17 protein-coding genes and 2 pseudogenes are annotated in these 18,763 nt (G+C 71.0%); 6 read left to right on the top strand and 13 right to left on the bottom strand.

All coding sequences use genetic code 11. The features are described from left to right. Window positions 1-74: 74 nt before the first annotated feature. A pseudogene (locus AB0G04_RS12375) lies at window positions 75-1,141 on the bottom strand (aldo/keto reductase). A gap of 117 nt (window positions 1,142-1,258) precedes the next feature. On the opposite strand from AB0G04_RS12375, the gene AB0G04_RS12380 reads away from it, so the two are divergent. Then, entirely contained in the window at window positions 1,259-1,822 is a 564-nt protein-coding gene (locus AB0G04_RS12380; RefSeq protein WP_360980980.1) for a helix-turn-helix domain-containing protein, read from the top strand. Between the two features lie 4 nt (window positions 1,823-1,826). Here the strand turns inward: AB0G04_RS12380 and AB0G04_RS12385 are convergent, their stop codons facing one another. Beyond that, entirely contained in the window at window positions 1,827-2,294 is a 468-nt protein-coding gene (locus tag AB0G04_RS12385) for a peroxiredoxin (protein WP_360980983.1), read from the bottom strand. Window positions 2,295-2,358: 64 nt separating this feature from the next. Between AB0G04_RS12385 and AB0G04_RS12390 the strand changes: the two genes are divergently transcribed. Both AB0G04_RS12390 and AB0G04_RS12395 read left to right on the top strand, forming a co-directional pair. Continuing rightward, complete coding sequence (locus tag AB0G04_RS12390; RefSeq protein ID WP_360980986.1) at window positions 2,359-3,864, top strand: alpha-N-arabinofuranosidase; 1,506 nt, start codon at window positions 2,359-2,361, stop codon at window positions 3,862-3,864. A 61-nt stretch (window positions 3,865-3,925) separates the two neighbouring features. Beyond that, window positions 3,926-5,941 (top strand): ATP-binding protein, encoded by a 2,016-nt coding sequence (locus AB0G04_RS12395; RefSeq protein WP_360980989.1) that lies wholly within the window; start codon window positions 3,926-3,928, stop codon window positions 5,939-5,941. On the opposite strand, the gene mgrA is transcribed toward AB0G04_RS12395, so the two are convergent. Together mgrA and AB0G04_RS12405 are read right to left on the bottom strand one after the other, a co-directional pair. Continuing rightward, complete coding sequence (gene mgrA / locus AB0G04_RS12400) at window positions 5,903-6,892, bottom strand: L-glyceraldehyde 3-phosphate reductase (protein ID WP_360980992.1); 990 nt, start codon at window positions 6,890-6,892, stop codon at window positions 5,903-5,905. The two genes, AB0G04_RS12395 and mgrA, sit on opposite strands and share 39 nt — an antisense overlap. Before the next feature lie 11 nt (window positions 6,893-6,903). After that, entirely contained in the window at window positions 6,904-7,749 is an 846-nt protein-coding gene (locus AB0G04_RS12405; RefSeq protein ID WP_360980995.1) for an aldo/keto reductase, read from the bottom strand. A 100-nt stretch (window positions 7,750-7,849) separates the two neighbouring features. Here AB0G04_RS12405 and AB0G04_RS12410 point away from each other — a divergent pair, with 100 nt between their 5' ends. Continuing rightward, entirely contained in the window at window positions 7,850-8,731 is an 882-nt protein-coding gene (locus tag AB0G04_RS12410; RefSeq protein WP_360980998.1) for a LysR family transcriptional regulator, read from the top strand. Between the two features lie 41 nt (window positions 8,732-8,772). On the opposite strand, the gene AB0G04_RS12415 is transcribed toward AB0G04_RS12410, so the two are convergent. The 3 genes from AB0G04_RS12415 to AB0G04_RS12425 form a co-directional block, all read right to left on the bottom strand. Next, the gene (locus AB0G04_RS12415) at window positions 8,773-10,194 is read right to left on the bottom strand and encodes an NAD(P)/FAD-dependent oxidoreductase (RefSeq protein WP_360981001.1); all 1,422 of its coding nucleotides are present in this window, start codon (window positions 10,192-10,194) and stop codon (window positions 8,773-8,775) included. A 97-nt stretch (window positions 10,195-10,291) separates the two neighbouring features. Beyond that, window positions 10,292-10,855, bottom strand: a complete 564-nt coding sequence (locus AB0G04_RS12420; protein WP_360981005.1) for a hypothetical protein — start codon at window positions 10,853-10,855, stop codon at window positions 10,292-10,294. A gap of 141 nt (window positions 10,856-10,996) precedes the next feature. Next, window positions 10,997-11,299 carry an EthD family reductase gene (locus tag AB0G04_RS12425; protein WP_360981008.1) on the bottom strand — a complete coding sequence of 101 codons (303 nt, stop codon included), beginning with the start codon at window positions 11,297-11,299 and terminating at the stop codon, window positions 10,997-10,999. 141 nt (window positions 11,300-11,440) lie between these two features. Between AB0G04_RS12425 and AB0G04_RS12430 the strand changes: the two genes are divergently transcribed. After that, a complete protein-coding gene (locus AB0G04_RS12430) occupies window positions 11,441-12,070 on the top strand; it encodes a TetR/AcrR family transcriptional regulator (protein ID WP_360981011.1) in 630 nt (209 codons plus the stop codon). Here the strand turns inward: AB0G04_RS12430 and AB0G04_RS12435 are convergent. The 6 genes and pseudogenes from AB0G04_RS12435 to AB0G04_RS12460 all read right to left on the bottom strand — a co-directional run bounded on the left by AB0G04_RS12435 (window position 12,061) and on the right by AB0G04_RS12460 (window position 17,900). Continuing rightward, a complete protein-coding gene (locus tag AB0G04_RS12435; RefSeq protein ID WP_360981014.1) occupies window positions 12,061-13,431 on the bottom strand; it encodes a permease prefix domain 1-containing protein in 1,371 nt (456 codons plus the stop codon). The two genes, AB0G04_RS12430 and AB0G04_RS12435, sit on opposite strands and share 10 nt — an antisense overlap. After that, entirely contained in the window at window positions 13,428-13,799 is a 372-nt protein-coding gene (locus AB0G04_RS12440) for a helix-turn-helix transcriptional regulator (protein ID WP_360981017.1), read from the bottom strand. The genes AB0G04_RS12435 and AB0G04_RS12440 overlap by 4 nt, the downstream gene beginning before the upstream one ends. A 43-nt stretch (window positions 13,800-13,842) precedes the next feature. Next, window positions 13,843-15,021: a lycopene cyclase family protein gene (locus tag AB0G04_RS12445; RefSeq protein ID WP_360981020.1), complete on the bottom strand. Its 1,179-nt coding sequence runs from the start codon at window positions 15,019-15,021 to the stop codon at window positions 13,843-13,845. A gap of 233 nt (window positions 15,022-15,254) precedes the next feature. Continuing rightward, the gene (locus tag AB0G04_RS12450; protein ID WP_360981023.1) at window positions 15,255-16,415 is read right to left on the bottom strand and encodes an acetyl-CoA C-acyltransferase; all 1,161 of its coding nucleotides are present in this window, start codon (window positions 16,413-16,415) and stop codon (window positions 15,255-15,257) included. Window positions 16,416-16,600: 185 nt separating this feature from the next. Next, window positions 16,601-17,245, bottom strand: a pseudogene (locus tag AB0G04_RS12455) (3-oxoacid CoA-transferase subunit B); the annotation flags it as partial. Then, window positions 17,196-17,900, bottom strand: coding sequence for a CoA transferase subunit A (locus AB0G04_RS12460; protein WP_360981026.1), 705 nt, complete (start codon window positions 17,898-17,900; stop codon window positions 17,196-17,198). The gene AB0G04_RS12460 and the pseudogene AB0G04_RS12455, both read right to left, overlap by 50 nt. 89 nt (window positions 17,901-17,989) lie before the next feature. Between AB0G04_RS12460 and AB0G04_RS12465 the strand changes: the two genes are divergently transcribed. Beyond that, the gene (locus tag AB0G04_RS12465; RefSeq protein WP_360981029.1) at window positions 17,990-18,757 is read left to right on the top strand and encodes an IclR family transcriptional regulator; all 768 of its coding nucleotides are present in this window, start codon (window positions 17,990-17,992) and stop codon (window positions 18,755-18,757) included. Window positions 18,758-18,763: the final 6 nt, after the last annotated feature.

The following is an 18,763-nucleotide window of genomic DNA, read 5'->3' on the forward strand; positions in this document are numbered from 1 at the left end:
TCCGGCGCGGATCAATCTCGCATGTGGATGGTCACCCTCCCGGTGATGAAAGTCGACTGTCACGTCGCCGCAGGTCACCGGCCTGCCGAAAGGACCGTTCCCAGCCCATCAGGCAATGGTCTCAACGGCGGCGCAATGCGGCGTCGAGCAGCGAAGGGGGCGTGTCGAACTTCTCGCCGGGGGCCAGGTCGGTGCCCGGCGGCACGATCGCGTCGATCGCGTCGAGGATGTCGGCGGACAGGACCGTGTCCGCGGCGGCGACCTGGGAGTGCAGGTGGTCCAGGGTGCGCGGGCCGATGATCGCGGCGGTCACACCGGGGTGGGCGGTGACGAAGCCGAGGGCCAGCTGGATCAGGGTCAGGCCGGCCCCGTCGGCGACCTTGACGAGCTGTTCGACGGCGTCGAGCCGCGCCTGGTTCGCGCGGACGGCCGGGTCGAAGCGCTGCGGCAGGATGCCGGAGCGGTGACTGGTGATCTCCTGCCCGGCGCGGATCGCGCCGGAGAGCCAGCCCGAGGCGAGCGGACTCCAGGCGAGTACGCCCATGCCGTACTCCTGGGTCACCGGAAGGACGTGGGCCTCGATGCCGCGCTGCAGCAGCGAGTAGCTGGGCTGTTCGGTGACGTACCGGCTCAGGTGGTGTTCCCGGGCGGCCCACTGCGCCTGGACGATGCGGTAGGCCGGGAACGTCGACGAGCCGAAGTAGCGGATCTTCCCGGCGCGCTGCAGGTCGGTGAGCGCGGCCAGGGTCTCGTCGTCGGCGGTGGCCGGATCCCAGCGGTGGATCTGGTAGAGGTCGACGTGGTCGACACCGAGCCGGCGCAGGCTGTCGTCGAGGGCGGTCACCAGCCAGCGGCGGGAGCTGCCCTGATGGTTGCGTTCCGGGCCCATCGGCATGTTCGCCTTGGTGGCGAGCACGATGTCGTCGCGGCGGCCGGCGATGGCTTTGCCGACCATCCGCTCGGATTCGCCGTCGCTGTACATGTCGGCCGTGTCGATCAGGTTGATCCCGGCCTCGATCGCGGCGCCGACGATGGCGGTGGCGTCGTCCTGGGTGGTCCGGCCGATGCCGCCGAAGTTCATCGCGCCGAGTGCCAGGGTGCTGACCTGGACGCCGGTGCGGCCGAGAGTGCGGTACCGCATGGTGGTTCCTCCTGGGTGTCTGGCATGCTGGAGCTAAGCGGAACGATGTTCCGCTCTGCGACCAACATACGGAACATCGTTCCGTTTACCAAGAGGCGTGACGGGGGCAACAGTCCAGTGACGGAGAAGCGAGCCGACGCCCGCCGCAATCAGGAGACGCTCCTGGACGCCGCCGCGACGGCGTTCATCGAGTCCGGGGTCAACGTGCCGGTACGTGACATCGCGGCGCGGGCCGGTGTCGGGGTGGGCACGATCTACCGCCACTTCCCCACCCGGGCCGACCTGATCGTCGCCGTGTACCACCATCAGATCGAGGCGTGCGCCGAGGCCGGGCCGGCCCTGCTCGCGAAGAGCGCCACGGCACACGCGGCCCTGGCCGGCTGGATCGACCTGTTCGTCGACTTCCTGGTCACCAAGCACGGTCTCGCCGAGGCGATGCATTCCGACGACGCCGCGTTCGAACGCCTGCACGCCGTCTTCCTCGACCGGCTGCTCCCGGTCTGCGCCCGCCTGCTGGAAGCGGCCGCCGCAGCCGGCGAGATCCGGCCCGACGTGGGCGCGCTGGAACTGATGCGGGGTGTCGGCAACCTGTGCATCAGCGACTGCCGCGACGATCGTTACGACGCCCGCCGGATGGTCGGGTTCCTCATCACGGGCCTGCGGTCGACCGCAGGCCCGTGACCGGTCAGGCCTTGGCCGCGGCCGCGACGCTGAGCGCCAGGGCCGCGTGCTGGTTCATGTCCAGCTCACTGTGGATCACGTCGAGGATCCTCTGATCGGTGCCGATCACGAAGGTCATCCGCTTGGTGCTCAGCGCGCCCAGGTTCAGCTTGCGCTTCACCCCGTACGCCGCGATGGTCGCCGAATCCGGGTCGGACAGCAGCGGGTAGTCGAAGTGGTAGGTCTCGGCGAAGAGTTTCTGCTTCTCCACCGGGTCCCGGCTGATGCCGGCCCGCTGCACGCCGGCCGCGCGGTACTCCGCGGACAGGTCGCGGAAGTGGCAGGCCTCCGCCGTGCAGCCCTTGGTCATGGCGCCCGGGTAGAAGAAGAGAACGAGCGGCCCGTCCGCGAGGAGCTCGGTGAGCCGCCGCGGCGTGCCGTCCTGGTCGGGCAGTGCGAAGTCGGGCGCGATGTCACCCTTGCCGATGCTCACCCGGTCGAGTGTACGTTCACGGGAGATCCCTTCAAGATCAAGGCGCACGACCCCGGGAGGCCCCGTGACCCGCGCTCACCTGACCCTGCACCCGGCATTCCGTATCGGGACGGTCGACCGGCGGCTGTTCGGCGGTTTCGTCGAACATCTGGGCCGGCACATCTACGACGGCATCCACGAGCCGGGACACCCGGCAGCAGGGCCGGACGGCTTCCGGCGCGACGTGATCGAACTGGTCAAGGAGCTGGGCGTCACCACGATCCGCTATCCGGGCGGCAACTTCGTCTCGGGCTACCGGTGGGAGGACGGCGTCGGCCCGGCCGGTGAACGGCCGCAGCGGCTCGACCTGGCCTGGCACTCCACCGAGACCAACCGGGTGGGTCTGCACGAGTTCCAGGACTGGTTGGACCTGGTCAGCAGTGAGCTGATGCTGGCAATCAACCTCGGCACCCGTGGCCTGCCGGAGGCGATCGAGCTGGTCGAGTACGCCAATCTCCCGTCCGGGACGGCCGTCGCCGACCGGCGCCGGGCCAACGGCCGCGAGGAGCCGTTCGGCGTCACCATGTGGTGCCTCGGCAACGAGATGGACGGCCCGTGGCAGCTCGGGCACCGCGACGCCGGCGACTACGGCAAGCTCGCCTCCCAGGTCGCCAAGGCGATGCGGCTGGTCGACAACCGGCTCCAGCTCGTGGTGTGCGGATCGTCCGGCCGGAACATGCCCACGTTCGGCTCGTGGGAACGCACGGTCCTGGAGCACACGTACGACGACGTCGACTTCATCTCCTGCCACGCCTACTACCAGGAGTACGACGGCGACCTCGCCAGCTTCCTCGCCTCCGGCACCGACATGGACGCGTTCATCGACGCGGTCGTGGCCACCGCCGATCACGTACGTGCGGTGAAGCGCTCGGAGAAACGTATCCAGATCTCGTTCGACGAGTGGAACGTCTGGTACTTCACCCGCTGGAACGCCCAGGAGGGCACCCACGCCGTCGACGACTGGCCGGTGGCACCGCGACTGCTCGAGGACGTCTACTCGGTCGCCGACGCGGTCACCGTCGGCGGCCTGCTGATCAGCCTGCTCAACCACGCCGACCGGGTCACCTCGGCGTCGCTCGCGCAGCTGGTCAACGTGATCGCCCCGATCATGACCGAGCCCGGCGGCCCGGCATGGCGGCAGACCACCTTCTACCCGTTCTCCCTCACTTCCCGGGCCGCCCGCGGTACGGCCCTCGCCGTCACCCTCGACGCCGGCACCGTAACGACCAGCCGGTACGGCGACGTGCCGGTGGTGGCCGCGGCCGCCACCACCGACGGCGACGCGATCCAGCTGTTCCTGCAGAACCGCGACACCACCGCGGCGACCACCGTGACGGTCGATCTGACCGGCTTCCCCGCTCTCACGTCGGCTTCCGCGACCGGCATCTGGGACGACGACCCGTACGCGGTGAACACCATGGCCGCCCCGGACCGGGTCACACCGCGCACGAACGACACCGCCACGCTCACCGGCAACGTCCTGACCGTCACGCTGCCTCCGGTCTCGTGGACGGCGGTGACCGTGGCCTGATCCTCAGGCCCGGCGGGGACCGGCCGATAGGGAGAGGTCAACCGTCCCGCGGGAGGAACCGGTGAAAGCTGGATTCCGGAGTTCCCTGGCCCGAACCGCGTGCTTCGCCCTCACCTACGCCGCCGCGTGCTACGCCGGGCGGCGCCTCGTCCTGGCCGGCAACCACAATCTGGCCTGGCCGGCCGCCGGCGTGGCCGTGGTCTGGTTCTGCGCACACCGCCGGGCACCCACCCGCCGCCTCGACATGCTGCTCCTGGCCCTGATCCTGGGCGTGGTCAACTGGCGAACCGGGACCACCCCGGCGGTCGGCGTCGTCGCCGGGGTGGTCGGCCTGGTGCAGGCACTGACCTTCGTGCGGCTGCTGAGCCGGTGGGCCCCGCACCTCTGGGGCGCCGGCGGCGGCGAGCCGCTGCGCTCCCCGCGGGACGTGTGGGCGCTGCTGCGGGCCGGCTTCGTGGCGACCATCGCCGCCAGCGTGGTGAGCCTGCTGGGCCGATGGCTGGTCACCGGCCACCTGCCGCTCACCGTCACGATGATGTCGGTGGCCCGGCACACGGCGAGCATCCTGGTCCTCGGATCGGTCGGGATCTGCGTGGGCGCCGCCCTCGAACGGCTCCCCGCCGGGAACCGCTCGATCATCGGCTGGTGGCGTCAGCGCGCCCCCGTCCCACCACGGCGGGCCGCCGAGATCGCCGGGATCGGTGCCCTCAGCGTCGCGGGGCACATGGCGGTCTTCGCGTACGAGCACCGCTTCCCGGTGTCGTTCGCCCTGCTCGGCATCACCGTGCTGGCCGGGATCCGGCTCAGCACCCCGTGGGTGCTGCTGCACAACCTGGTGATCAGCATCGTCGCGCTGCGGTACACCCTGACCGGCGACGGACCGTTCGCGCAGGTCGGCGATGTGACGGTACGCGCGGTCGTGGTGCAGCTCTTCGTGATTCTGGTGGCCCTCATCGGCCTGACCCTTTCGCTGGGCCGGGCGGAACGCGACACCCTGCTGAACGCCCTGGCCAAGGAAAAGGAACAGGTCAAACACCATGCCGACCTGCTCACCGCGATCATCGACTCGATGGCCGACGGCCTCGCCGTGATCGGGCCGGACAACCGGGTCACGCTCCGCAACCCGGCCGCCGCCGCCATGCTCGGCGACAGCCGGTTCACCGCGGACGACGTGGCCCGGATGCGGTACCTGGCCGGCGCGGAGGTCGCCGGCGACGACATCGTGGTCAACCGTCCCGGAGAACCGGAGAGCCGGGTGATCCAGGTGACCGCCACAGCCCTGCCGCATCCCGACGGCACCGCCGGCGCCGTGGTGCTCTTCCACGACGTGACCGCCGAACGCCGGCACCGCGACGAGCTGACCAGCTTTGCCGGCGTGGTGGCCCACGATCTGCTCAACCCGCTGACCAGCGTGGACGGCTGGACCAGTGCGGCCATCGAATCGCTGGCGGACGCACCGGACCATCCGAACGTGGGCGAGGCGTGCGCCGATCTCGCCAGGGTCACCCGCTCGTCGGCCCGGATGCGGGGACTGATCGACGGCCTGCTGTCCTACGCGACGGCCCGCGAGGCGACGGTCGTCCCGGCCCCGGTGGACCTGGCCGAACTCGTCGCGGATGTCGCGCTGGCTCGCGCGGACGCCGCGGTGGCGTCCGGCGAGCCCGCGCCCCGTTTCTCGATCGGCCGGCTCCCGGCGGTCCGGGCCGACCCGGTGCTGGTCCGGCAACTGCTGGACAACCTGATCGGGAACGCCGTCAAGTACACCGCCCCGGGGGTGCGGCCGGCCCTGTCGATAACGGCGGAGAGCGACGGTGCCATGGTCGCGGTCCGGATCACCGACAACGGCATCGGCATCCCCGAGGGCCAGCACGACGCGATCTTCGGCAATTTCCACCGGGCCCACCTGAGCGACGGCTACCTGGGCACCGGCCTCGGCCTGACGATCTGCAAACGCATCGTGGAACGGCACGGCGGCACCATCTCCGCGGCCGACGTCCCCGGAGGCGGCTCCTGCTTCACCTTCACGCTGCCGGCCCTGTCACTGGTCGCTGGAGTTCGCCCACAGGTTGATGCCTGACTCGGTGGCGTACTTGTCGATCTCGGCCAGCTCGTCGCCGGTGAACGACAGGTTGTCCAGTGCCGCGACGTTGGTCTCCAGCTGCGCGACGCTGCTGGCGCCCAGAACCGTGGAGGTCATCCGCGGGTCCCGCAGCACCCAGGCGATCGCCATCTGGGCCAGGCTCTGGCCGCGCCGTCCCGCGATCGCGTCCAGCGCCCGGATCTTGTCCAGGTTCTCCGCGCTGAGCAGATCGGTGCTCAGTGACTTGTCCGCCCCGGCCCGCGAGTCCTCCGGCACACCCCCCAGATAGCGGTCGGTCAGCATGCCCTGCGCCAGCGGCGAGAACGCGATGCAGCCGGCGCCCGCCTGCTCGAGCGTGTCGAGCAGGCCGTCCTCGATCCAGCGGTTCAGCATCGAGTACGACGGCTGGTGGATGAGCAGCGGAGTTCCCAGGTCACGCAGGATGGCGGCGGCTGCCGCGGTCCGCGCCGGCGAGTAGGACGAGATGCCCGCGTAGAGCGCCTTGCCGGCGCGCACCGCCGCGTCCAGGGCACCCATCGTCTCCTCGAGCGGCGTCTCCGGGTCGGCGCGGTGCGAGTAGAAGATGTCGACGTAGTCCACGCCCATCCGCTTCAGCGACTGGTCGAGCGAGGCGGTCAGGTACTTGCGCGAGCCCCAGTTCCCGTACGGGCCGGGCCACATGTCGTAGCCGGCCTTGGTCGAGATGACCATCTCGTCGCGGTGCTGCCGGAAGTCCGTGGCCAGGACGCGGCCGAAGTTCAGCTCCGCGGACCCGTACGGCGGCCCGTAGTTGTTGGCCAGGTCGAAGTGGGTGATGCCCAGGTCGAACGCCCGGCGCAGGATGGCCCGCTGGGTCTCCAGCGGCTTGTCGTCGCCGAAGTTGTGCCACAGACCGAGCGAGATCGCGGGCAGCAGAAGGCCACTGCGCCCGCTACGGCGGTATTGCATGTCGGTGCCTCTCACGGAAGGACGGCGAGGTCGTCGGCGGTGAGCTCCAACGAGTCGGCGGCGGACGAGTCGGTGATCGTCTCGGGACGGCTCGCGCCGGGGATCGGGATCGACACCGGCGACTTGGCGAGGTGCCAGGCCAGACAGACGCGCTGCGGGCTGACCCCGTACTTCTCGGCGACCCGGGCGAACGCTCCGCCCAGCGATCCGGCCGCCCGGATGCCGCCCAGCGGCGACCAGGGCAGGAAGGCGATGCCCAGCTCGGTGCAGAGGTCCAGCTCCGGCTCGGACGACCGGAACTCCGGCGAGAACTGGTTCTGCACCGACACGAGCCGGCCGCCCAGGATCTCCCGGGCCTGTCGAATCTGCTCCGGGTTCGCGTTGGAGATGCCGGCCATCCGGATCTTCCCGGCGTCCAGCAGGTCCCGGACGGCGCCGATCGAGTCCGCGTAGGGCACCGACGGGTCCGGCCGGTGGTGCTGGTAGAGGCCGATGGCGTCGACGCCGAGGCGCTTCAGCGACGCCTCGCAGGCCTGCTTGAGGTACTCCGGTGACCCGTCGACGGTCCAGCTGCCGTCGCCGGGCCGCAGGTGGCCGCCCTTGGTGGCGACCAGCACGCCGGAGGTGTCCCCGCCGTAGGCGGCCAGCGCCCGGGCGATCAACGACTCGTTGTGCCCGACCTCGTCCGCTCCGATGTGGTAGGCGTCCGCGGTGTCGATCAGGGTGATCCCGGCGTCCAGGGCGGCGTGGATGGTACGGATCGAGCGGTCCTCGTCCGGTCGGCCCTCGATCGACATCGGCATACCGCCGAGTCCGATCGCGCTGACCTGCACGTCACCGATGCGACGGCTCTGCATGGTTCCTCCTGAGATGAGTACGGCTACCACACTGATATCCCCGATATGGCCGCGTCCAACAGAAGAAACCGCTCGGATTGAGCAGCTAGGGTGCTCAATCGTGGAACTGCGGCATCTCGAGTACTTCGTGGCGGTCGCCGAGGAGCGGCACTTCACCCGCGCGGCGCAGCGGATGCGGGTGGCCCAGTCCGGGTTGTCCGCGTCGATCCGGGCGCTGGAACGCGAACTCGACGCCGACCTGTTCATCCGGCACACCCGCCGGGTCGAGCTGACCGACGCCGGCCGCGCCCTGCTCACCGAGGCGCACCGCACACTGGCCAGCGCGACGGCCGCCCGGGACGCGGTGGCCGCGGTGCGCGGGCTGCTGCGTGGCAGCCTCGCCATCGGTGCCGAACAGTGCCTCGGCGCGATCGACATGGCGCCGCTGGTGGCCTCGTTCCGGCGGGCCCATCCCGGCGTCGAGGTCCGGCTCGGCTACGCGGGCTCCGGCCACCTCGTCGAACAGGTCCGGCTGGGCCTGCTGCAGGCCGCTTTCGTCGCCCTGCCGGGACCGGCGCCCGACGGTGTCCGGTTGCTGCCGGTCGCCGCCGAGAAGATGATGCTGCTCTGCCATCCGGCGCACACCCTCGCCGACAGCGACACGGTGGCCGTCGACGACCTGGCCGCCGAGGAGTTCGTCGACTTCAGCGCCGACTGGGGCGCCCGCCGGGTCAACGATCTCGCGTTCGCCCGGGCCGGCGCCGAACGCCGGGTGGCCGTCGAGGTCAACGACGTGCACACGCTTCTCGACTTCGTGCACCAGGACCTCGGGGTGGCGCTCGTGCCCGCCCCGGTGACCCGCAAACCGCAGGCGAAAGGCCTGCACGCGGCCGCGGTCACCGGCCCGGTCCCGGACTGGCGCGTGGCAGTCGCCCTGCCCGCCGCGGCGCCACCCGGCCCGGCCACCGAGGCGCTGCTGCGCCTCGCTCTTCCCCATGCGTGACCTTCTTCCAGGGGCCCAGCCGGTCCTCCACCCGGGAGGTCTCAGCGGCCGTACGCCTCGAGCAGTCGCAGCCAGACCTCGCTGACCGTGGGAAACGCGGGGACGGCGTGCCAGAGCCGGTCGATCGGGACCTCACCGACGACGGCGATCGTCGCGGCATGCAGCAGTTCGGCGACGTCCGGGCCGGCCAGGGTGAAGCCGACGATCACCCGCCGGTCCTCGTCGACGACCATCCGGGCGTGCCCCCGGTAGCCGTCGGCGTGCAGGGCCGCCCCAGCCACCGCCCCGAGGTCGTGGTCGACGACCCGGATCCGCAGTCCCGCCGCCTCGGCCGCGGCGGCGGTCAGCCCGACCGACGCGATCTCCGGGTCGGTGAAGACCACCTGCGGTACGGCACGCTCGTCCGCCGTCACCGCGTGCCGGCCCCACCGCCCCGTCTCCACCGGCTGGCCCAGAGCGCGGGCCACGATCGCGTCCCCCAGCGCACGGGCCTGGTATTTGCCCTGGTGGGTGAGCAGCACCCGCCGGTTCACGTCGCCCGCCGCGTACAGCCAGTCCCCGGCTCCGGCGACGCGCAGCGCATCGTCGACCGTGAGCCAGTCCCCCGGCGTCAGGCCGGCGTTCTCGAGTCCGAGGTCGCCCGTGTTCGGCGTACGCCCGACCGCCACCAGAATCTCGTCGGCCTCGATCGCCTCGCCGCCGGCCAGCGTGACGCGCACCGTCCCGGCGTCGTCGCGCTTCACCGACACCGCCTCGGCCCCGGCCAGGACCGTCACACCGGATTCCCGCAGCGATGCGGTGACCCGCTCGCCGGCGAACGGTTCCGCCTGCGGCAGCACACCGTCACGGGCCAGCACCGTCACCGACGAGCCCAGTGCGGCGAACGCCGTCGCCATCTCCGCCCCCACCACCCCGGCGCCGATGATCACGAGCCGGCCCGGCACCGACTTCGCCGACGCCGCCTCCCGGCTCGTCCACGGCGCCGCCGCACGCAGCCCGTCGATGCCGGGGACCAGCGCACCCGTCCCGGTGGCGACGACCACCGCGTGCCGGGCGGTCAGCCGCGTCGTGACGCCGCCGGCGCCGGTCACGTCGACCACCCGGTCGGCGGCGATCCGTCCCTGGCCGCGATGCAGCGCGATACCGGCCGACTCCAGCCAGGACACCTGCCCGTCGTCGCGCCAGTCCGAGGCGAAGGTGTCCCGGCGTCCCAGCACCGCCGCGGCGTTTAGGTCACCGGTCACCGCCTCCCGGGCACCGGGCAGTTGCCGGGCCGCCCGCAACGCCGACGCGCTGCGCAGCAACGCCTTGGTCGGCATGCACGCCCAGTAGGAGCACTCGCCGCCGACCAGTTCCCGCTCGACGACGGCGGCGGTGAGGCCACCCCGGACCACCCGGTCGGCGACGTTCTCCCCGACCGGACCGGCACCGATGACAATGACGTCGTACGTGTTGTCGATCATGTTCAGTTCCCTTCGCGATACGGACGTGGCGGGCGGCAGGGACAGCTCACGCCCGATCGCCCTTCGCGGTACGGACGTGGCGGGTGGCAGGCACAGCTCACGCCCGATCGCCCTTCGCGGCACGGCCGAGGCGGACGGCGGAGATGAGGAAGAAGATCGCGCCGGGCACGGCGTAGCCGGCCGCGTTGGCAAGTGACGGATTCGCGGCGCCCGCCGACGCGATGAAGGAGCCGCCGGCCAGCACCGACAGGCCTCCGCTGATGATCATCGGCCACTGGCCGCCCATCCGGCGGCGGTTGACGCCGACGATCAGCTGGACCACACCGGCCACCACGGCCCAGGCACCCCAGACCAGCAGCATCGCCGGGATACCCGACGCCGCGGCGACCGCAAGACCGATCGCGGTTAGTGAACTGACGGCGATGTTGACGTACAGCAGGACCGGTGACCCGGTCCGCGAGGTGCGCAGGTCGTAGACGGCGGCGCCCACGTCGAACAGCGGGTAGAGGACGAACAGCACCGCGGCGAGCGGGCTGAGCTCTCCGGCCACGGCGACCGTCACGACGGCCCAGACGATGGCGAACGCGGCCCGGACGAAGTAGAGCCGGCGCAGCGAGGACGCGGTCCGCGCGATACCGGGCGAAACAGCAGTGGTGCTCACAGTGGGTTCCTTTCGGTACTTCTCATGACCCAGCAGGTAGAACGTTCTATCTCCTGATAGAGTGGCCGCATTGAGCCACCCCGTCAAGACCGATCGTTCTTTCTTGGGAGGGGTGGGCCGGGACGGCCACCCGCCCCGCTCTCACGCCTCGATGTCGGAGAACAGGCCCGTGACCGGCACACCGGTCGCCAACAGCCCACCGAAGAGCTCACCGGCCGCAGGCGTCGCCACCGCGGCCGAGGCATCCTCGTAGCTGTCGAAGTAGAGATCGAGCGTCCGGTATGCCGGCGTCGGCGTGCCGTCCTCCTTCGGCCAGACCTTCGCCGATTCGAGCCGCCGCAGCCCCGGGAACTTCTCCGCGGCAGACCGCACCTCTGCATAGACGCGCTCGAAGCCGGCCGGCTCATCCGGGTTGTCGATGATCAGCGTGATTTTGGTCGGCATCACGTACCCCTTTGCTAGAACGAACGTTCTGTCCGTCGAGACGCTAGACAACTACCATCCCTGCCGTCAAGACCGAACGTTCTATCTCGCGTGGCGAGCACATCGCGCCGATACCGAACGTTCTTTCGCTAAGGTGGTCGCATGACGCGTGGCGAAACCGAAACCCGGCCCTCCGAGGCACGGTCCCGGCTGCTCGGCACAGCCATCCGGATCTTCTACGCCGAGGGCATCCACGCGGTCGGCGTCGACCGGATCATCGCCGAGGCGAAGGTGACACGGGCCACCTTCTACCGGCACTTCCCGGGCAAGGAAGACCTGATCGTCGCCTACCTGGGCGAGATCCACAAAATGGAACGCGGCGGCCTGGACTCGGTCATCGCCGCCAGCCCGAAGCCGGCCGACGCTCTCCTGGCGGTCGCGGACGCGATCGGCCGGAACATCCAGTCCCCCGCGTTCCGCGGCTGCGCGTTCCTCAACGCCGCCGCCGAGTACCCCGACCCCGGCCACCCCGTGCACCGGCAGCTCATCGCTCACCGGCAGTGGTTCCACGACACGCTCACCGGCCTGTTCACACAGGTCGCGCCGGACTCCGCGGACGCCGCGGCACGCCATTTCGTGATGCTCCGCGACGGGGCCATGGCAGCCGGCTGCCTGTCCGACCCCGGGCTGGTGGCCGACACCTTCCGCCGCGGGGTCGAGGGGCTCGTCCGGATCCACGGCGAGCGCGGGCCCGCCGCGGTCGCGACGGGCCCGGAGCCGGATCAGCGGTAACCGAAGACCGGCGGCAGGATCAGGACGACGGCCCACAGCCATCCGGCGGACACCGGCAGGTACGCGGTCTGCCAGCGTTCGATGGCCGGGAAACCGCCACGCCGGCGTACGAACAGCAGCAGCAACCATGCCGACCACGCGAGGTTCACCAGCAGCACGATGTTCTCGCCGAGTGCCGCCACGTTGTTCGGTGTGGTGCCGTACTCGGCGATGCGCCCGGTCATGGTGAACAGCACCAGCGCGTCGATGACCAGGGCGCTCACCACGAGGGCGAGCTGCAGCATGTCGAACGGGCCGCGCGGCGCCTGCGGGTCGCGGGCCGACAGCGAGTACAGCATCAGGCCGAGCACCACCACCAGCAGCAGGTCGAACAGAACCAGCGTCTCCCGGTTGACGTCGATGCCACTGCCGTTCCAGCCGATGGTGACCAGGAAGGCCAGCAGCGCCACGGTGAACAGCGGCGTGAACAGTCGCGTCAGGACCGGCGCGATGTTCTCGATGACGCCCTGCTTGGCCTCGACAAGCCATCCGGCGACGACGGTGGCGGCCACGAACCCGCAGGGTGTGAGCCAGTTCCAGATGAACTCGTCGGGCTGCACGTCGATGGCGTTGAAGATCCCGTAGAGGAAGGCGATCAGGACCGAGCCACCGAGACCCATGAGTACGAGGTAGACGAACCACTCCCCGCTGAAGCGGATGAAGTCCATCCGCCGCCGCGACGAGCGCAGGTCGCCGGACGCGTAGGCGAGGCCGACCACGAACCACAGCGCCAGCGGCAGGTGGGTCATGACGAGAGCGATCGACTGGGATTCGTCGTCCATCGGATAGGTGTTCGCCACGACCGCGGCGAGCACGAACAGCGCCGCCAGCACCCCGTACAACCCGGCTGTGGCCTGTCGCCGCCAGGCCAGGAAGCCGGCCAGCCACGGCAACGCGAACAGGGCGATGTTGAGGCCGAAGAACGTGCTGCCGTCGTAGCGCTGCCCGAACAGTTCCGGCACCTTGACCGAGATCGCGGCTCCGGCGGCGCAGACCAGCATGGCGATCAGATCGCGGCGGGACCGGCTGATCTCCGCCTCGTCGCCGGGTTCGCCGGTGAGCATCAGCTGCTTCCACAGCCGTTCGGAGTGTTCGCGGGCGAACTCGCGGGACAGGTCGTCGAGGCCGCCCATGCGCTTGACGGCGATGAGGAAGGCCTCGTCGGGGTCCAGTCCGAGGGTGACGAGTTCGTCGACGGAGCCGCGCAGGTGGTCCTCGAGTTCGTCGGCGTCGGACGCGACCAGTTCGGGACGGCGCCGGACGTACTCCCGCCATTGGCTGAACTGTGCCTGCAGTTCGTCCTCGCCGTTGGTGACCGTCACGCCGTGCCCTCCAGCGGGTTGAACAGCGGCCGGATGTCGCCGATGCTGGGCCAGACCTGCTTGAGCGCGTCGACCACGGTCTGCCATTGACGCTGCTGTTCGGACAGTTCGGCCAGCCCCTGGCGGGTGATCCGGTAGTACTTGCGGCGGCGCTCGCCGGCGACCGCCTGCCAGTTCGCTTCGACGTGGCCGAGGCGTTCCAGGCGGTGCAGCAGCGGATACAGGAAGCCTTCGGTCCAGTCCAGCTCACCGCCGGACAGCTCGCTGATGCGGCGCAGGATGGCGTAGCCGTAGCTCTCGCCTTCGGCGAGGATGCCGAGCACGATGGGCGTGGCCGAGGCGGCCACGAGATCCTTGGTCACCCGCACGGGCAACCTCCTTCAATACCTAGAAGATCGATGCATAGTAGTTCTAGGTAAAAGGCAATTCAACCGCCCTGGTCGTACGGACGAACGCGTCGCCCGCCGCGGCACGCATCATCGGCACCAGTGGACTTGTCGACATCAGCGCCAGATCCTCGCGCCACGACGTCGTCCCGTCGAGAAAACGCAGCACCCGCTCCGGCGGATTGCGGTCGAAAAGCCGCCCGAAGAACGCCACCCCGTCCACCAGCCCACGATCCAGGGCACGCAACTGCACCGCGTCCATCCAGCGGTGCCGCGCCGGATAGGCCGCACCGGGCAGCGGCGGGCGGCCCGCGGCAACCTCCCCGGCGATTCGGCCGGCCTGCCGCACCATCGCGGTGAACGTGAACCCGGTCGACGGCCGGGTCGCTCCCCCGGCGGTACCCAGCCGCACCACCCGCGGCGACGGCCGGGCCTCGAACACCCCGTCCGTCATCGGGATGATGCCGTCCTCCACCTCCCGTACCCGCAGCGTGTCCAAATCCAGCCCGAGCAGGCCGCAGTAGCCGCGCAGAGCCGCGTCGTAGGCGTCGCCGGTGAGCACCGCCGGGGAGAACTCGGTGTACTCGACCAGGGCGAACCGATCGCTGACCGGCAGTACGTAACCGAACGAGACCCCACGGGCCGGCTGCGGGGTGCGAAAATCCATCAGCACCGCCCGCCCCGCGTCGAACACCGGCCGGTCCGCCTCCAGCCACCACCCGCGAAAATGCTGCAGCCACTCGGTACGGCCCGGACGCACCGGTCCACGCGGCCGGGAGTCCAGCGCCCAGGCGGCCCGCACCAGCGGCGCACCGTCCGGCCCCGACACCACCACCCGCTCACCGTCGTCATCGACGGCTCCCGCCACGGCCGTGACCCGGACGGCACCCATCCGCTGCTCCGCCGCGCCGGCCAGTTCGTAGAGCGGGGCGGAGCGCAGCATCGCGTACCGCAACGGGTGCAACGGCAGCGTCCGCCGGCCGGCCGCCGTGACCACATCGACGGCATCCCAGGCCCGGCTGAGCAGCGGATCCAGGAACGTGCCCGGAGTACCCCAGAACGCCCAGGTCCGGTCCTGGCCACGCTTGTGCACCGGGTCGACGACCGCGACCCGTAAGCCGGTGGCCCCCTCCCGGTCCAGAGCGGCCAGAACCAGAGAGGCCGCGCCACCCCCACCCACCAGCACCAGGTCAACGTCGATCACGCGCCCAGCCTGCCATCACACCGCCCACCGAAGCAGACGGCCCGCCCCCGCCACCCCAACCCGCCGCCGCACCACCCTTCCCACCACGATCTCGCGACGTTACGGCCGCGCCCAGGGCGCAACCTCACAAGATCCAGCGAGCGGCGGAGGGCGAGCGGCGGCGAGGGGCGGCGACAAGCCGCGGCGGGCGGCGGCGACCGCTGCGGGTCGGCTGCCGCTGGTTGTCCGGCGGGTCAGATTGCCTCCAGGATGATTGCGGAGCCCTGGCCGCCGCCTCCGCAGATGGCGGCGGCGCCGAGTGTGCCCGTGCCGGCTTCGGTCAGCTGCCGGGCCAGGGTGCCCACGATGCGGGCGCCGGACGCGCCGATCGGGTGGCCGAGGGCGATGGCACCGCCGTGGACGTTGACGACGTCAGGGTCGACGGCGAGGACATCGATCGAGGCTACGACCACGGATGCGAAGGCCTCGTTGATCTCGATCCGGATGAGGTCGGCCGGCTTCCGCCCGAGCGGACGCAAGGCGGCGTGCACGGCGTTCGCCGGCTGCAGGTGCAGGCGGACGTCCGGGCCGGCGACCATGGCCGACGACAGGATCCGGGCGAGCGGGGTCACCCCGCGCACTGCCGCTTCGGTGTCGCTCATCAGCACCAGCGCGGCTGCGCCGTCGGTGATCGGGGACGAGTTGCCGGCGGTGATGGTGCCGTCGGCGGTGAAGGCCGGGCGCAGGGCCGCCAGCACGTCCGCGGTGGTGCCGGCACGGATGCCATCGTCCGCGTCGAGGGTTCGGTCGCGGACCGGGAACGGTTCGATCTCGGCGGCCAGGAAGGCGCGGGAGGCGGCCGCGACCTGGTGCGACCTTGCCGCCCAGGCGTCCTGCCGTGGCCGGTCGAGCTTCAGTTCGGTGTTGCCGGCCTCGGTGGACGCACCCATCGAACGGTTCTCGAAGGCGTCGGTCAGCCCGTCGTGTTCGAGGGTGTCGAGCATCCCGATGGCGCCGTACTTCGTGCCGGCGCGGCTTCCCCGGACGGCGTGCGGAGCGAGGGACATCGACTCCATGCCGATTGCGACGACGATGTCGGCACGGCCGGACTCGATGAGGGCGGCTCCGGCGCTGACCGCCTCGAGACCCGACAGACAGACCGCGTTGATCGTGGTGGCGGGCACCTCGAGCGGGATGCCGGCTGCGACGGCCGCCTGCCGGGCCGGATTCTGCCCGGCCAGTGCCTGCAGGACCTGGCCGGCAAGGACCCGCTGCACCGCGGCGGCCGGAACTCCGGCCCGGGCGAGCGCCGCACGGGCCGCGTGAGCGCCGAGCTCGACCGCGGTGATCTTCGCGAAACCGCCGGTGAAGCGGAGGAACGGGGTTCGGGCGTAACCCGCGACGACGACGCTCATGACGGCACCTCGGCGAGAGCGTGACCGGACGCGGAAACCGGTCCGGAAGCGGAAACCGGGTCGGCGGCGGAGAGCGGGTCGGCGGCGGAGAGCGGGTCGGCCGCGGAGAGCGGGTCGGCCGCGGAGAGCGGGTCGGCGGCGAGAGCCGGGTCGACGGTGAGCGCCGGGTCGACGGTGAAGTCGGCGCCGGTGACCATCCGCAAACCGTCGATGGTCTGGCCGGCGGCGAGGCGGCGCAGCACCAGGCCGTCGGTGGTGACGTCGAAGACGGCCCGGTCGGTGATGATGCGGTCGACGACGCCGGCGCCGGTCAGCGGCAGGGTGCACGTCTCGACGACCTTGGGGCTGCCGTCCTTGGCGACGTGCTCGGTGACCACGATGACGCGTGGGGTGCCGGCGACCAAATCCATGGCGCCGCCCATGCCCTTGACGAGTTTGCCGGGGATTGTCCAGTTCGCCAGGTCGCCGTTGGCCGCGACCTGCAGGGCGCCGAGGATCGCGGTCTGCACGTGGCCGCCGCGGATCATGCCGAACGAGGTGGCCGAGTCGAACACCGACGCCCCGGGCAGCAGTGTGACGGTCTGTTTGCCGGCGTTGATCAGGTCGGCGTCCTCGTCGCCCTCGTACGGGAAAGGGCCCATGCCGAGGATGCCGTTCTCGCTCTGCAGGGTCACCCGGACACCCGCGGGCAAGTGGTTGGCCACCAGGGTGGGGATGCCGATGCCGAGGTTGACGTACTGGCCGTCGGTCAGTTCGGAGGCCGCGATCGCGGCCATGTCGTCACGCGTCCACACGGGCCCGCACCGTCCTCTGCTCGATGTCCTTCTCATGGATCTCGGTACGCACCAGGTGGTGCACGTGGATTCCCGGCGTGTGGATGTCGTCGGGGTCGAGGAAGCCGTCCTCGACGATCGAGGCCTCGGCGATGGTGATCCGGCCGGCGGTCGCGACGAGCGGGTTGAAGTTGCGGGCGGTGAGCCGGTACCGCAGGTTGCCGGCGAGGTCCGCACGATTCGCGCGCACCAGGGCCAGGTCGGCGACGATGCCGCGCTCGAGGACCGTACGCACGCCGTTGAAAAGCTCTTCGGGTTTGCCGTCGGCGACCGGGGTGCCGGCGCCGGTCGGGGTGTAGAAGGCGGGAATGCCGGCGCCGCCGGCGCGCAGGCGTTCGGCGAGGGTGCCCTGCGGGACGAACTCGACGTCGAGTTCGCCGTCAAGGTATTGCCTGGCGAACAGCTTGTTCTCGCCCACGTAGGAGGCCAGGACCTTGCTGACCTGGCGGTTCTCCAGCAGCAGGCCGAGGCCCTTGCCGTCGACGCCCATGTTGTTGCTGACGATGGTGAGGTCCCGGACGCCGGTGTCGCGCAAGGCGGTGATCAGCGAGGCGGGGATGCCGGAGAGACCGAAGCCGCCGACGGCCACGGTCATGCCGTCCCGGGCGACGGCCGCGACGGCTTTCGCCGCGCTGTCGACGAGTTTGCTCATGGCCGGGCACGGTAGGCACACCGCGGCCGGACGACCTCCGGCTGATCACCCTGCGGCCGTTCTGGGCAGTCCGTGCTCATAATGTGAGCATGCAGGGGACGCAACTTGTCGCCCGGGTGGCGGCGGTACTGCGCCGGGTCGGATCGGGCGCGGCCGACGGGGTCACCACGGCTGAGGTGGCCGCGGCGACCGGGCTGCCCCGGTCGACCGCGCAGCGGGTGCTCGCGGCGCTGGCCGAGGAGGGCTTCGTCGACCGGGACGCCCGCCGCGGCCGCTGGCACCTCGGGCCGGAGCTGTTCCTGCTCGGTTCGGTCGCGGCGGAACGGTACGACGTGACGTCCACGGCCCGGGACATCCTGCGGTCGCTGGCAGGCAGAACCGGGGAGAGCGCCTTCTTCTCCGCGCGGCGCGGCGACGAGACGGTGTGCCTGGCCGGGGAGGAGGGTAGCTTCCCGCTGCGCTCGCACGTGCTGCACGAAGGCATCCGGTTCCCGCTCGGAATCGCGTCGGCGGGGCTGGCGATCCTGGCGTACCTGCCGCTCGAGGACGCCGAGGCCTACGTCCGCTCGCGGGGCGCGGAACTCGCGGCGGCATACGGCGGTCAGCACGAGATCGCGGCGCTGTCGCGGCGGGTGGTCGCGACCCGCAAACGGGGGTACGCGGTGAATCCGGGGCTCGTGGTGCCGGGCAGCTGGGGCGTCGGGGCGGTCGTCTTCGACCGCACCGGCTCACCCGCGTGGGCGCTCAGCCTGACCGGTGTCGAATCCCGATTCAACGGTGACCGCACCGCGCAGCTCGGGGCGCTGCTGCTGGAGGCCGCGCACGCGCTGACCCAGCGGATCGCCCGCCGCCGCTGACCCACC

Origin of the sequence: Actinoplanes sp. NPDC023801 (genome assembly GCF_040639655.1) — a bacterium.
Taxonomy (GTDB): Bacteria; Actinomycetota; Actinomycetes; order Mycobacteriales; family Micromonosporaceae; genus Actinoplanes.

Excerpts from the sequence above, each read along its gene's own strand:
- mgrA (WP_360980992.1), bottom strand. The coding sequence starts at position 6,892 with ATGCAATACCGCCGTAGCGGGCGCAGTGGCCTTCTGCTGCCCGCGATC.
- AB0G04_RS12405 (WP_360980995.1), bottom strand. The coding sequence starts at position 7,749 with ATGCAGAGCCGTCGCATCGGTGACGTGCAGGTCAGCGCGATCGGACTC.
- AB0G04_RS12415 (WP_360981001.1), bottom strand. The coding sequence starts at position 10,194 with ATGATCGACAACACGTACGACGTCATTGTCATCGGTGCCGGTCCGGTC.
- AB0G04_RS12425 (WP_360981008.1), bottom strand. The coding sequence starts at position 11,299 with ATGCCGACCAAAATCACGCTGATCATCGACAACCCGGATGAGCCGGCC.
- AB0G04_RS12430 (WP_360981011.1), top strand. The coding sequence starts at position 11,441 with ATGACGCGTGGCGAAACCGAAACCCGGCCCTCCGAGGCACGGTCCCGG.
- AB0G04_RS12450 (WP_360981023.1), bottom strand. The coding sequence starts at position 16,415 with ATGAGCGTCGTCGTCGCGGGTTACGCCCGAACCCCGTTCCTCCGCTTC.
- AB0G04_RS12460 (WP_360981026.1), bottom strand. The coding sequence starts at position 17,900 with ATGAGCAAACTCGTCGACAGCGCGGCGAAAGCCGTCGCGGCCGTCGCC.
- AB0G04_RS12465 (WP_360981029.1), top strand. The coding sequence starts at position 17,990 with ATGCAGGGGACGCAACTTGTCGCCCGGGTGGCGGCGGTACTGCGCCGG.